We start from the raw sequence: 14,781 nt of genomic DNA on the forward strand, positions 1-14,781 counted from the left end.
AATGTCCCACCCCCTGTGAGAGATTCGAGATGATCATGAATCCACATCTCACCGAAATCGCTTACATTCTCGACCGCTCCGGTTCTATGCAGCCCATGCAGGAGCCCGCCGTCGCCGCCTTCAATGACTTCGTCAAATCTCAGCTCGATGTCCCCGGCGATGCCCGCCTGACGCTTGTCCAGTTTGATGACTCTTACGAAGTTCCAGTCTCAGCCAAGCTCATCCAGAATGTGCCCCAGCTCACAGCCGCCACCTATACACCCCGAGGCAGCACAGCCCTGCTCGATGCCATTGGCCGGACCATCAAAGAGACTGACCGCCGAATCAACGCTCTTCCTGACGCAGAGAAGCCAGGTAAAGTCATTTTCGCCATCTTCACCGATGGCGAAGAGAACGCCTCACAGGAATACAGCGCTAAGCACATCAGCGATCTCATTCGCCTCTATCGCGACACGAAAGGCTGGGACTTTATTTTTCTCGCTGCCAACCAGGACGCCATCGCCTCTGCCAGCGCTATGCACATGGATGCGCATCTGAGTGGCAATGTCAGCTTCAGTCTCAAGGGTGTAAAATCTACAGGCAGTGCCATGGCACGCAAAGTCAGAGCTATGCGCATGAAAAGCAGCGGGACCATGGATGCCTGCGCTGCTGAGGACGACGCCAAATGCATGGCCGAAATCATCAAGGAAGAAGAGGCGAAGTAGCTATCCATTGGCCAATGAGGCCGAACTCCGAATCCTTGCACAATCACTTCGTTCATCATGCACACTTCATGTTCCCGCACGCTTGATGAAGCCGCCAACGGCTGCTCGATGCTCGTGTTCTGCATATACGCCTCGTCGTGGCGATCTCGTCCGAGGTCTGGTCTGGCTCCAAGGTCGCTACGTCGGCGCATCTTTACCATGAGTCATCGGTAGCTGCTATCACTCTCACCTTTTCCACTTCCACATACCTTCGACTATCTCCATGAATCGCCGTCATTTCTTCGCCCGCATGGCCGCTGCTCTGGGCGCTCACGCTGCCCTTACCGTGCCATGCAACGCCATCGTCATCCCTGACCCTGTGCATGAAGTCATAGACGAATGCCCGGTGGTGCTGCCGCCTGAGGTTGAGATGCCAGCCTGGCTAAGGCACTGGCGCGGTCTGCCGCGACGACCTGTTTGGGAGAGCGCTGATCCTGACGAGTCACTGCTGATCGCAGCGGCCGAGCGGTCGATGCCAGTGTCTCTGATTTACCATGCAGGCAGCACTCCTGGGCTGGCACGCACGTTCACGCCATACCTTCTCTTCCGAACAGCCGAGGGAGATGAAGCTCCCCTTTATGTCTCAGGCTGGTGCCATCATCGTCAAGCCCACCGCACCCTGCGCGTCGATCAAATCACCCTCAATGCAGCCGCGTTCAGCAATCTAAAGCGTGGCACAAACCATCCTTCTCTAACTTGATCTCCCATGTGGCTCTGCACCCAACTCGGCTTCCTCTCCATCGTCCGCAAAGAACCGGACACCTTCCATATTCGTGCCCGCTGTCGGGAGGATCTGGACCAGCTCGGGGCTGCTTGCACAGGCACACCCATCGCCTCGTATGCAGGCTCCGACTACCCGTGGCGCATCCTTTGCCCTGCGGCGGATCTGCCCAGGTTCATGAGTGCGTTGACCACCAGCATCGACTACGGCAACTTCAAAAGCGCCATCGCTCTCAGCCCCACTCACCGCCCAAACTCTCCGCCTACCACGACATCCACCACAGTATGATGGAGTGGCAGAAGCAGCACGTCTTCAATACCCTCACCGACGTCGCCGCCCGCCCGCCCGCCCGCCCGCCCGCCTGACAGCCCGCCTGACAGCCCATATTTTCAAAGGGACCGCGACGCCATCGAGAAGCGCTCTGGCCCGCTCTGGCCGCAGGATGAAGGATTTAGCTCGCCAAAACCAGTCAGCCGGATTCGATCTGAATTCCTGGATTCCGGTATGGGTAGCCGGCGGCTGGCACCAGATTCCGGGGAGGAATTAAGCGGCATTTCTTGCCATCGGCATCCCTCCCGGCTTTGATGAGAATCCAGTTCATCATTCTGCCAACAAATCCGTCCTCCCAATGACCTCCATGACCGCCCTCAAACAAGGCCTTTCGCTTAAGGGCGTGGAGACTGACATGGTGGTATCGGTTTTAGCGGTCATGCCCGTCGGAAACCAAGCCGCCCAACTTATTTACAAGCTTCCCGACGGTACGATCCGCGAGCGGATGATCACACAGGGCGAAATCTCGACGATTGACGTTGCCACGACGGAGCGCCCTTGGTCCTTTGACGGCGATGGCGAAGCATTCAAGCTGGCTGTCGAAGCCAAGCGCATCGACCTCGCGTTCTTGTTTGACCCCATGATGGCTGTCCACACGTCCAACGTGGAACCGCTGCCCCATCAGATCACCGCCGTTTATGAATCGATGCTGCCGCGTCAGCCGCTCCGTTTCGTTTTGGCAGATGACCCCGGTGCAGGCAAGACCATCATGGCGGGCCTTTACATCCGCGAACTCATCATGCGTGCCGATTCAAGACGCATTCTCGTCGTCGCTCCTGGCAGCTTGGTGGAACAGTGGCGCGATGAGCTGTACGAGAAATTTGGGCTTCAGTTCCAGGTCTTTTCAGCAGCGTTGGAGGCAGGCACGCCTACCGGCAATCCGTTTGAGGATGCTGACCATCTCATTGTGAGGCTCGACCAGTTGTCGCGAGACGAGGTGAGCGAAGGATCGGATGAGAAGCACCCTGGACCTCTCCAAAGCAAGCTTTTGGAAGCCGGATGGGACTTGGTGATATTTGACGAAGCTCATAAACTTTCCGCCCATTACTTTGGGACCAAGCTTAACAGGACTGCCAGATTCCGTTTCGCCGAACGGCTGGGTGCTCACACACGGCACCTTCTGCTGATGTCCGCCACGCCTCACAACGGCAAGGATGAAGACTTTCAGCTCTTCCTGTCCCTGCTCGATTCCGACCGCTTCTACGGCAAGTTTCGCGGTGGTGGCGATGCTGCGCACAAGGTGGATGTCAGCGACCTCATGCGCCGCATGACCAAGGAAGAGATGGTCCGCTTTGATGGCACCAAGCTGTTCCCCGAACGCAAAGCCTACACAGCCAATTATCCTCTCTCCCCGCTGGAAGCCGCCCTCTACGAATCGGTTACCAACTACGTCAAAACCGAGATGGGGAAGGCCGATGCGTTGAAAGGTCCGCGCAAGGGATCGGTTGGATTTGCGCTCACCGCGCTTCAGCGCCGTCTAGCTTCCAGCCCCGAGGCCATCTTTCAATCCCTAAAGCGACGCAAAGAACGGCTTGAGAACCGGCTCAATGAAGAGCGGGTCCTGTCCAAGGGGCAGCAGTTCAAACGTCAGGTGGCTGACGAGGTGCCGGAAGACGAGGACGACATCAGCGCCGAAGAGCAGGAAGATCTGGAGGAAAAACTCGTCGCCACCGCCACGGCCGCCGAGACCATTGCCGAACTGGAAGCCGAGATCATCATTCTGGGCGGTCTTGTCAATCAGGCTCGTGGCGTTGTGGATTCCGGGGTGGATCGGAAATGGGAGGAACTCTCCAGCATTCTTCAAAACAACCCCCACATGCGCGATGCCGATGGCCGTCAGCGCAAGATGATCCTGTTCACCGAGCACAAGGACACGCTGAACTACCTGGAGCGGAAGATTGGCGGAGTCCTCGGCACACCGGACGCCATCACCACCATCCACGGCAGCGTGCATCGCGATGAGCGCCGCAAACGTCAGGCTTTGTTCCGTTCTGATCCTATCGTTCGCATCCTCATCGCTACCGATGCGGCAGGTGAAGGTGTGAACCTTCAGAACGCGAATCTGATGGTGAACTATGACCTGCCGTGGAATCCCAACCGCCTCGAACAGCGCTTCGGGCGCATTCACCGTATCGGCCAGGATCAGGTTTGCCACCTTTGGAACTTGGTCGCCAAGGAAACCCGCGAGGGTGAGGTTTATCACCGCCTGCTCACCAAACTGGAAACCATCAACGAAGCCTTTCATGGCCGGGTGTTCGACATCCTGGGTGAAGTGTTTGAGGAGCGCAGCCTGAAAGACCTCTTGCTTGATGCCATCCGCTACAATGATCATCCGGAGCGCGCAGCCGAGCGTCTCAGGAGCATTGATAACGCACTCGATGTCTCTCACATCCAAGGCTTGCTCGAACGCAACGCCTTGGCCCAGGAAACGATGAACGCCGAGCAGCTCTTCGCCGTGAAGGAGAAGATGGAAATGGCCGAGGCCCGCCGCTTGCAGCCCTACTTCGTCCGCTCCTTCTTTGCCAAAGCCTTCGAGGGGCTCAACGGAGCCATGTATCCTCGCGAGCCGGGACGTTTTGAGATCACGCACGTTCCCGCAGCTATCCGCGAGCGGGACCGCCAGATAACCGGGCGCAATCGCCGCGAACTCGCCCCCGTGCTGAAACGCTACGAGCGCGTCTGTTTCACCAAGGAAGCCGTCCGCCCGTTGGACCGTCCAGGCCTCGCCTTCGCCCAGATGATCCACCCCGGTCATCCGCTCATGCTCGCCGTTAGCGATCTCGTGCTGGAGCAGCATAGTAATCTCATGCGCCAGGGAGCCATTCTCGTGGACCCCGCCGACGATGCCACCGAGGCCTCGCTCCTCTTTCTCATTACCCACGAGATCAAGTCCGGCGACAGCACAGTCTTATCAAAGCGGCTCCAATTCGTCCACGTTACCCGCGACGGGAAAGCCAGTTTTGCCGGCTGGGCACCACATCTCGACTATGAGCCGCTCCCCTCCGGTGACCTCCACCTGCTGAAGCCACTCCTGGCCGAACCGTGGCTCTGTGCCGATCAGGAACAAAAAGCCCTAGCCCTCGCTGCCGCCACGCTAGTCCCCGAGCATTACGGCGAAGTCGCAACGCGCCGCATTACCCATGTGAACAAGACCCTCACAGCCGTCCACGAGCGCCTGACCAAAGAGATTGCCTTCTGGTCCGACCGCTGGATGCGGCTCAAGGACGATCAGGAAGCCGGGAAAGACGTGCGTCTGAACCTCGACAACATCCAGCGCACCATCAACGACCTCAACGGCCGATTGGAGAACCGGAAGAAGGAACTGCAATCCATGCGCCACGTTACCAACGGCACGCCCGTCGTGCTTGGCGGTGCCCTTGTCGTCCCCATAGGCCTCCTGCGAAAACTGCGCGGCGAACCTGCGCCCGATGCTGCCACCACAAGCTTCTCCGCAGATCCCGCCGCCCGCTCACGCATCGAGATGCTTGCCATGAACGCCGTCCGCCTTGCTGAAGAAGCTCGTGGCTGCCGCGTGGTGGATGTCTCTGCGCAGAAGTGTGGCTGGGACATCACCTCTTACGCGCCTGCCGTGGATGGCAAGTTGCCCGAGTCCCGCCACATCGAAGTTAAGGGCCGCATCCAAGGCGCGACCACCGTCACCGTGACCAAGAATGAAATCTTTGAGAGTTGGAATCAGGGCAGCAAATACCACCTCGCCATCGTGCTCGTCGGAGAGGATGACGGCATCGACGGCCCACATTACATCTCCCACCCGTTCAAGGAAGAGCCTGGCTGGGGTGTGTCCTCGGTGAACTACGATCTCAAAGCGTTGCTCGAACGAGCCATGACAATTCAATGATCCAAGAAGATTTAGCCGCACAACAATTGCAGGGAGCTGCCCAGGCGCTCAGCGCTCTCGTGCGCCATTGCCGTGATGTCTACGTGCGAGCCGCCACGCTGCTCGATGTCCAATCCGAAGAACTCGCGTTCTTGAGGAGTTTGGGAGTGGTCGAATCAATCAACCTGACACCGCTCGCACCTGCCTATCACAAGCTGTGCGCACGCTACAGAACTACGCTGAATGATGGACAGACTAATTTGTTTCCATCGGCCCAGAAGACGACTGAGGAGATTTGGTGGGCTTGGTATTACCATGAACTAACACCTCAACTGCTGGGCAGCGCTCACTTTATCCGCACCGTGTTGCGAAGCTTGGGACTGTTGCACTGCCCTGATCCGTCCATTGCCAGGATCGAGCTGGAAGCATTTATCGACAATCTCCCGCTACATAACAGCTATTTTCATCCCACTTGGCCAGCGCCGCTATGACCGACCACCCCATCAAATCCCCCCGCAAGCTCATCGAAGTCGCCCTTCCGCTGGACGCGATCAATGAGGCTTGTGCGCGGGAGAAATCCATCCGGCATGGGCACCCTTCCACGCTGCATCTGTGGTGGGCGCGGCGGCCGCTGGCGGCGGCGCGGGCGGTCATCTTTGCGCAGTTGGTCAATGATCCCGGCTACCAGCAGGGCGGCGGGTTCAAATACGGGAAGAACAAGAAGGAAGCCGCCATTGAGCGGAAGCGACTGTTCAAGATCATCGAAGACCTCGTGCTGTGGGAGAACACCACCAATGAGGAGGTGCTAGAGCGTGCCCGCGCCGAGATTCGCCGCTCGTGGCGGGAGGTGTGTGAGCTGAACAAGGACCACCCGCAGGCCGCCGAGCTGTTCAATCCAGACAAGCTGCCGGCCCTGCACGATCCCTTTGCCGGTGGCGGAGCCATCCCTCTGGAGGCTCAGCGGCTGGGGCTGGAGGCTTACGCCAGCGACCTCAACCCCGTGGCCGTGCTCATCAACAAGGCTATGATCGAGATCCCGCCCAAGTTCGCGGGCAGGACACCGGTCAGCCTGCTGCAAAGCCGCCAAGGCGCGAAGAAGAAGGAACTGGATTTGGATCGGGAATGGCCCGGAGCCACCGGTCTGGCGGAAGACGTGCGTTACTACGGCGCTTGGATGCGCGAGGAAGCGCAGAAGCGCATCGGCCACCTCTATCCGCTGGTGGAAATCACGGCGGAGTTGGCGAAGGAACGGCCCGACCTCAAACCGCTCGTCGGCCAGAAGCTCACCGTCATCGCTTGGATCTGGGCGCGGACGGTCAAGAGTCCGAACCCGGCGTTCTCGCATGTGGATGTGCCGCTGGCTTCGTCCTTCATCTTATCGAGCAAGGACGGGAAAGTGTCGTATGTCCAGCCTATGGTGGCCGGCGAAAGTTATCGGTTTACGGTAAAAATTGGCACGCCACCACCTGATGCTGCTAACGGCACTAAGCTTGCGAAAGCGAATTTTGGCTGCCTGCTGTCTGGTGCTCCGATCAATACCAAATATATCCGTGCTGAAGCTTGTGGAGGCAGAATGGGTTCTCGCCTCATGGCTATTGCTGCCGATGGACCGAAAGGACGTGTCTATTTACCTCCCACGGATGCAATGGAGAACCTCGCTCGGTCGGCGAATCCCGAGTGGAAACCAGATTTAAGAGTTACAACCCCGTGTCACGATATCGATCGATTGCCAATGTATGGGATGTTCACTTGGGGTGATGCGTTCACCTCAAGACAGTTGGTGACGCTTACAACATTCAGCGATCTTCTGGAGAACACGCGCGAACGGATTTGCAAGGATGCCATCGAAATAGGAATCGCGGGTGACACAGACAAGGGGCTCGATGCCGGCGGCGCTGGTCCACGAGCCTACGCTGAAGCCGTCACGGTATATCTGGCTTTTGCACTCGATAAGATGGCCGATCTCGGAAACAGCCTCGTGCGTTGGGAGCCGATAGCCCAATGTCCAAGACAAATGTTCGGTAAACAGGCGATTCCGATGATCTGGGATTTCGCCGAAGCCAATTCACTGGGAGACTCTTCGGGATCGTGGAAGATATTCATTGATGGTCTTTCGAAGGCTTTAGCCAAAGTCTTCGAACAAACTCAGTCATGGTTTTCGGGTTGCGCGAGCCAAGCTGACGCTCAGACCCAGACAATCTCTTCGGGTAAGTTCATTTCCAGCGACCCGCCATATTACGACAACATTGGTTACGCTGACCTGTCAGACTTTTTCTACATTTGGCTTCGGCGTTCGCTTCGCACTGTTTACCCAGGTTTGCTCGCAACGATAGCCGTGCCAAAAGTTGAGGAACTTGTTGCCGCCTCCCATCGCCACGGCGGGAAAGAGGGCGCAGAAGGCTTTTTTCTGAATGGGATGACGCTGGCAATGAAAAGCTTATCCGACCAAGCCCACCCAGAAGCGCCGATCACAATTTACTACGCATTCAAGCAGTCCGAAACGAGTGCAGATACAGGCACGGTATCACCTGGCTGGGCGACTTTTCTCGGAGCCGTCAATGAGGCAGGACTTCAATTAACAGGAACTTGGCCTCTGCGGACTGAGAACAGCTCACGCATGATTGGGCAAGGCACCAATTCGCTCGCTTCCAGCGTCGTCCTCGTCTGCCGCAAACGCCCCGCTGACGCGCCCTCCATTTCCCGCCGCGAATTCATCCGCGAGTTGAACGGCGTATTGCCAGAGGCGCTCGACGAGATGACGAAAGGTTCCGGCGACGAGCGTTCGCCCGTGGCTCCGGTGGACCTTTCGCAGGCCATCATCGGGCCGGGCATGGCGGTCTTTTCCAAATACGCCGCCGTGCTGGAGGCCGATGGCTCGCCAATGAGCGTGCGCACCGCCCTCCAGCTCATCAACCGCTTCCTCGCCGAAGATGATTTCGATTCCGATACCCAGTTCTGCCTGCACTGGTTCGAGCAACACGGCTGGACGGAAAGCGTCTTTGGCGAAGCCGACGTCCTGGCCCGCTCTAAATCCACCAGCGTGGACGCCATGAAGGAAGCCGGGGTGCTGCAAAGCGGCAGCGGCAAAGTGCGCCTGCTCAAGTGGGCCGAGTATGCCACCGACTGGGACCCGCGCACCGATACCCGCACGCCCGTCTGGGAAGCCCTGCACCAGCTCATCCGCGCCCTGAAACAAGGCGGCGAATCCGCCTCCGGCGCACTCCTCGCCGCCCTCGGCGGCAAAGCCGAAGCCGTGCGCCAGCTTGCCTATCGCCTCTACACCCTCTGCGAACGCCTCGGCCAGGCCGAAGACGCCCGCGCCTACAACGAACTCATCACGAGCTGGACCGGCATTGAGTCAGCTGCGGCTGCCGCACCGAAACCTGCCGAGCAGAACTTGCCCGGCTTCGAATAATCAGGCACTCTCCTTATGCTCAAATCACTGCATATTGAAAACCTCACGGTTTTTCCCAACGCTGAACTCAAGTTCGGCAAGAACTTGAACATCATTATTGGTGAGAATGGCTCGGGAAAGTCGCACTTATTAAAGACGGTCTATTGCGCCTTGGCAGTAAGCGCAGAAGGAAAGAAGGGCACTGCTCAAGGAGTTCCAGCCAGGGACTTTTTGGCAAAGGCCTTTGCCGACAAGTTGCGGGGGGTGTTCAGGCCCGATACTCTAGGCCGGCTAGCCCGCCGCACCCAGGGCCACACCACTTGCCGGCTCGAGTATCACTTCAAACAGGAGGCACTGGATTTCAGTGTGCAGTTTTCCACCCGGACCAAAGCCGAGGTCGTGGTGGATAAATCTCCTTCAGCCTGGCTTGAAAAAAAACCGGTCTTCCTCCCGACACGAGAGCTTCTTTCGATCTACCCGGGTTTTTCCTCACTTTACAAGGAGACGCACCTGCCATTTGAAGAGACCTGGAATGACACCTGTCTTCTGCTGGGTGCGCCGCTGGCCCGCGGACCCCGTGAACCTCGGATTAAGTATCTGCTCCGACCTCTGGAATCCGCGATGGGTGGTAACGTGGAACTGGACAAGTCGGGGCGCTTTTACTTGAACACCAACACCGGCAGCATGGAGATGCACCTTGTGGCCGAGGGCTTGCGCAAGCTCGCCATGGTGGCGCGGCTCATCGCGACAGGCTCGCTGCTCGACAAGGGCTACCTCTTCTGGGACGAGCCGGAGTCCAACCTCAATCCAAAAATCATCAAGACAATAGCGCGATCCATCCTTGAACTGGCTCACAAGGGCATCCAAGTTTTCATTGCTAGCCACAGCCTGTTTCTGCTCCGCGAACTGCACATTTTGCAACACAGTCCCGGCTTCCAAGGTCTGGATACACGCTGTTTCGGGCTTCATCTCGAATCCTGCGGGAAGGTGATCATTCAGCAGGGCAGAACGATGGATGACGTCGGTGAGATAGCGGCCCTGGATGAGGACTTGCAGCAGTCGGAGAGGTATATCGACAATGAGATGGGTGTGCCTGACCAAGCAGCAGGCAGCGACTCATCCAAAGCCTAAGCCCATGCCAACACTCCAAGTCGATACGCTGAGGTTTGATTTTGACGCCACGGTTGCGGCGCAGATTTATGACCAGTGGCAGCATTATACAGCCGTCTGGAACGCCGCTACGGGCGGACAGAAAGCTGTGGATGTGGTGGCCGTCGAAGGAGCGCCGCCGCCAAGCGTGGCATGGTTGATCGAAGCCAAGGATTTCCGAGTGATTACGAACCCTCCCAAACCTTCGAACATCGGAGGGCTCGCTCAGTTTGTGGCGGACAAAGTTATGCACACACTTGCCGGATTGGCCGATGCGAGTGCGAATGCCGTTGAAACAGGAGAAAAGGAACTCGCCACAGATGCTCTCGCTTCAGGGACACGACGCATTGTGCTTCACCTCGAACCGCACACAGGTGCCCACAGCGCACTCTTCCCAGCGGGGTTTGCCGCAAGTGTGCTGCAACAACTACGCCGTTTGGTGAAGTCAATCGATGCCAACCCACTAGTCCTCAAAATTGCCAATACTCCGGCGGCAGGAGTGCCATGGACCGTTAGCTAACCAACTACATTTATGAGTCTGAAACCCTGGAGAGAAGTCATCGTCCCACATCCCGACGTGCTGAACGGCACGTTCCAACAATCCGAGTTTGCCGCCGACCTAACGGCGGTGCGTTCCGGCAAGGCGACACCTGAATATGGCGACGCGAAGGCCTTCTACGAGCGCACCTTCATCACCGAAGGCATGGGACGGCTACTCACTCAGGTGGCGCAGCGGCTCAACGGCAAGGGCGGCGAGCCGGTGATCCAACTGCAAACCGCCTTCGGAGGCGGTAAGACGCATACCTTGCTGGCGGTGTATCATCTGGCCTCACGCAAGTGCCCGCTTGGTGAGCTCGTCGGCATTCCGGCGCTGCTTGATCAGGCAAAGCTGCTGGATGTGCCGCCGGCACAAATCGCCGTGCTGGACGGCACAGCCCACGCGCCCGGCCAGCCTTGGAAGCAAGGCAAGCATGCCATTCGGACACTCTGGGGTGAGTTGGCTTGGCAGCTCGGGAAAGCTGAAGGCTACGCGATGGTCAAAGAGGCCGATGAAAATGGAACTTCACCGGGCAAGGATGTGTTGATCGAGCTGCTCAGCCGCTTTGCGCCGTGCGTGGTGTTGCTGGATGAGCTTGTCGTTTACATTCGGCAATTCGTCGAGAGCCAGGCGCTGAGTGGCGGCACCTACGACAGCAATCTGAGCTTCATCCAATCCCTGACGGAAGCAGCCAAGCTGGTGCAAAATGTCGTCGTGTTGGCGTCATTGCCGGAGTCTGACAGCCAAGCCGGTGGCCCTCGCGGTATCTCCGCCTTGAAGGCACTGGAGGCAGTCTTCAACCGGGTGCAGGCGCTTTGGAAAACCGTGGCACCCGAGGAAGCCTTCGAGATCGTGCGCCGCCGCTTGTTTGAAAAGATTCGTGACCCCAAGGCCCGCGACCAAGTCTGCCGTGCTTTTGCCGATGCCTATGTGGCTGAAGGCTCAAAAGTGCCGCAGGAAACCCAGGAAGCGCGTTACTTTGACCGGATGATGCAGAGCTACCCGATCCATCCGGAAGTCTTTGCCCAGCTCTATGAGGAGTGGACAACCATTGATGGATTCCAACGCACGCGCGGCGTGCTGAAACTTATGGCCAAGGTCATCTTCCGCCTCTGGCAGGACGATAACAAAGACCTCATGATTCTTCCCGGCAGCCTGCCGCTCTACGACGGCAGCGCCCGCAACGAACTGATTTACTACCTCGGCCCTGGCTGGGACCCGGTGATGGATCGCGACATTGATGGTGAGCGGGCGGAGACAACCGTTCTCGAGGCCAAGGAAACGCGTTTTGGTTCCGTCCAAGCTGCCCGCCGGGTGGCTCGAACGGTGTTTCTGAGCAGTGCTCCTTCCTCGGTGAACATCCGGCCCGGAACCCGAGGCATCGGGCGTGCCAGCATTTTGCTCGGCTGTCTCCAGCCCGGTCAGACATCCTCGCTCTACTCCGATGCTCTGAATCGACTGTCGGACCAACTCCACTACATGAGTTCGTCTGGGGACAAATCTCAGGACAGCACACGGTATTGGTTCGACACGAAGGCTAACCTCCGCCGTGAGATGGAAGAACGAAAGAAGCGCTTCGAGGACAAAAATGAAGTGCGGGGGCGCATGGCCGAAGTCGTCAAGAAGCTCACCGCCGGAGCGACGTTCTTCGATGGCACGCATATCTTCACACCACACAGCGACGTGCCTGATGACGGTGCGCTGCGCCTCGTCGTAATGCCGCCGGAGCAGTTCTACTCGCGAGAAGAGCCCCGCCTCGCCACCGAAGGCGTGCTGGACTATGTGCGGAACAATGGAACCAAACCGAGGTATCGTGGTAACCGCCTGCTCTTCCTCGCACCCGACCACGGCGCACTCACGAGACTGCGCGACTGCATCCGCGTGGCCCTCGCATGGAATTCCATCGTCGAAGATGTCGCCGCCATGCGGCTGAACCTGGACATGCTCCAGTCAGAGCAAGCGAAGAAGGAGCTCAAGGGAGCCGAGGATGTGCTGCCACGGGTCGCCCGTGAATGCTACAAGTGGCTGCTCTGCCCTTCGCAGGACAGCCCCACAGGCAAACCATCCGTCGAAACGGTCTCACTCAATACCAGTGGAGCCGCCTTGGGACCTGAGATCGAACGAGTGTGTCTCGATAACGAATGGGTCATCCCCACTTGGTCGCCTATCCATCTGCGCACCAAGCTGAAGGAACTCTACTGGAAGTCGGATAAGCCAGCCGTGAAAGCCGCTGAGTTCTGGGAAGACACCTTGCGCTACCTGTATCTGCCACGTATGAAGGATCGTGGTGTCATCGCACAAGCCATCGTCAAAGGAGCCGGGACTCGTGACTTCTACGGCACCGCCTACGGTGAACACGAAGGCAAGTTCGACGGTTTCAAGTTCGGCGATGCCAACATCCAGTTCGACGACACACTTCTGCTCATCGAACCAGAGGCGGCCAAAGCATACGAAGCGGCGAATCAACCAGCACCGACTCCGCCACCAGGGCCGACACCTCCGGGACCCGTTCCGTCAGGCCCGATACCTCCGGGGCTGATCCCGCCCGGGCCAACACCCCCAGGCACGACCCCGCCGGGACCGACTCCGCCATCCAAGGCAAAGTCGTTTCACGGCTCCACTGTAGTTGCCCCTGCCGCTGCCAAAATGCGCCTCGTGCAAATCGCCGAGGAAATCATTGCGACCCTCGCCGCCGACCCCAACGCCGAAGTTAAAGTCCGCATCGAGATCGAAGCCAGCTTTCCCAACGGCGCTGCCGACCAGACCAAGCGTGCCGTTTCGGAGAATGCCAAGACGCTTGGGTTTGGCACTGCCGAGTGGGAATGAGCGCACCCCATTGGCAAACCATGCACACCTTCGCCGATCTCGCCAAAGCTTTGAACCGATCCACAGTGTATCTCTCCGGCCTGCAATCGCGCTTTGATCTCCCCACGTTCGACGGTGCAGGCTATTCCGTGGCCTATCTCGCCTTTCTCCACACGGTGGTGAATCTGCGCACACTCTCGATCACCGAAGAAACCCTGCGCGATCTCTGGCACATTGAGAAGAAGCTCTTGGTCCTGCTCCATGCCGACTCCACTGGATCACCCACCTGGTTTCTCGATTCCTGCGGTGCTGCCACCAGTCCCAAGCGCCGCCTGCTGCTGACCAACTACGAACTGGGTGCCGAGGTGCAGGGCAAAGGCGTGCAGTTGGGCCTGAACTTCGCCGACACCGCTCCGGAGCTCTTTGCTGGGAAAGAGATGGGTGAAGACGCACTGCGTGTGCTGAATGAATACTGGAAGCTTTATGCCCGCATCAGTGCCGATGTGAAAGCTGAACTGTCGCAGGTTCGTGCCGCCGCGGCCTGGGCGAAACGGCATTAAGATCGACCTGATCAATTCGGCAATTGCGTGTATGCTCTTATCTGAGAGAGCCCATGCAGATGATCTCCCCCAGTCTAGTGGATGCAGTAGACTATGTGGCTGGTCAGGCACATCGTCGGGTCAAGCGTCCATCCGAATGCCCTCAGTGTAAGCAACATGGGGCCTTGCGCGCGATTGGCTTCTATAGCCGCTCTGTCACCGAGTCGAGGTCGGGCAAGATTGTGGCGATCAAGGTGCGCCGCTTTCTGTGCGAGCACTGTCACAAAACACTCAGCTTACTTCCTTCATTTGCTCAGCCCTATCGGTTGATTTGCAGCATTACCATCGAGCGCTACTTCAATGGCACAACGGCCGGAAGCGACACCTTGCGATGGCATGGGTTGCTCCGCCGCTACTGGAGGCGATTCAATGCGTGGGTTCCAGATCTGGTTTTAACAGTCGGTCAATCGCTTGGACTGCTAGATTCGAACCTATTCAAGGAGGGGTCATGGAGTTCACTGATAAAAGCCTATGGCCGCCTGGATCAGGCAACCAGAAAGCTGGTGAGCTACTTTCAGGTTACAGCGTTTGGTCGGTATCGTTGTCATCGCCCGATTTCCCCTGATGGGTGAGCAAAGCACACAACTGGTCGATTCCCCGTTCGTGGGTCTGTGGAAAGTTGCATGCAACGGAGATCACTGCTCCTCAGCACAATCAAACCAGC

The 14,781-nt window shown here is 58.1% G+C and carries 11 protein-coding genes; all 11 read left to right on the forward strand.

From position 1 onward, the window contains the following. The first annotated feature begins 35 nt into the window (after positions 1-35). Complete coding sequence (locus ABEB25_RS19445; protein ID WP_345738107.1) at positions 36-704, forward strand: vWA domain-containing protein; 669 nt, start codon at positions 36-38, stop codon at positions 702-704. 262 nt (positions 705-966) lie between these two features. Beyond that, complete coding sequence (locus ABEB25_RS19450; RefSeq protein ID WP_345738108.1) at positions 967-1,443, forward strand: WYL domain-containing protein; 477 nt, start codon at positions 967-969, stop codon at positions 1,441-1,443. A gap of 6 nt (positions 1,444-1,449) precedes the next feature. Further along, positions 1,450-1,752, forward strand: a complete 303-nt coding sequence (locus ABEB25_RS19455; RefSeq protein WP_345738109.1) for a hypothetical protein — start codon at positions 1,450-1,452, stop codon at positions 1,750-1,752. 340 nt (positions 1,753-2,092) lie between these two features. Continuing rightward, entirely contained in the window at positions 2,093-5,653 is a 3,561-nt protein-coding gene (locus ABEB25_RS19460) for a helicase-related protein (RefSeq protein ID WP_345738110.1), read from the forward strand. Then, positions 5,650-6,123 (forward strand): hypothetical protein, encoded by a 474-nt coding sequence (locus tag ABEB25_RS19465; RefSeq protein ID WP_345738111.1) that lies wholly within the window; start codon positions 5,650-5,652, stop codon positions 6,121-6,123. Before ABEB25_RS19460 ends, ABEB25_RS19465 begins: the two co-directional genes overlap by 4 nt. Further along, positions 6,120-9,047, forward strand: a complete 2,928-nt coding sequence (locus tag ABEB25_RS19470) for a DUF1156 domain-containing protein (RefSeq protein WP_345738112.1) — start codon at positions 6,120-6,122, stop codon at positions 9,045-9,047. The genes ABEB25_RS19465 and ABEB25_RS19470 overlap by 4 nt, the downstream gene beginning before the upstream one ends. 15 nt (positions 9,048-9,062) lie before the next feature. Continuing rightward, complete coding sequence (locus tag ABEB25_RS19475; RefSeq protein WP_345738113.1) at positions 9,063-10,157, forward strand: AAA family ATPase; 1,095 nt, start codon at positions 9,063-9,065, stop codon at positions 10,155-10,157. 4 nt (positions 10,158-10,161) lie between these two features. Further along, on the forward strand, positions 10,162-10,695 hold the full coding sequence (locus ABEB25_RS19480) for a cysteine--tRNA ligase (RefSeq protein ID WP_345738114.1): 534 nt from the start codon (positions 10,162-10,164) through the stop codon (positions 10,693-10,695). Positions 10,696-10,707: 12 nt separating this feature from the next. Beyond that, complete coding sequence (locus tag ABEB25_RS19485) at positions 10,708-13,539, forward strand: ATP-binding protein (RefSeq protein ID WP_345738115.1); 2,832 nt, start codon at positions 10,708-10,710, stop codon at positions 13,537-13,539. Between the two features lie 20 nt (positions 13,540-13,559). Continuing rightward, entirely contained in the window at positions 13,560-14,078 is a 519-nt protein-coding gene (locus ABEB25_RS19490) for a hypothetical protein (protein ID WP_345738116.1), read from the forward strand. 53 nt (positions 14,079-14,131) lie between these two features. Continuing rightward, the gene (locus tag ABEB25_RS19495; RefSeq protein ID WP_345738117.1) at positions 14,132-14,689 is read left to right on the forward strand and encodes a DUF6431 domain-containing protein; all 558 of its coding nucleotides are present in this window, start codon (positions 14,132-14,134) and stop codon (positions 14,687-14,689) included. Positions 14,690-14,781 lie beyond the last annotated feature (92 nt).

It is taken from the genome of Prosthecobacter algae, assembly GCF_039542385.1.
GTDB classification, from domain to species: domain Bacteria; phylum Verrucomicrobiota; class Verrucomicrobiia; order Verrucomicrobiales; family Verrucomicrobiaceae; genus Prosthecobacter; species Prosthecobacter algae.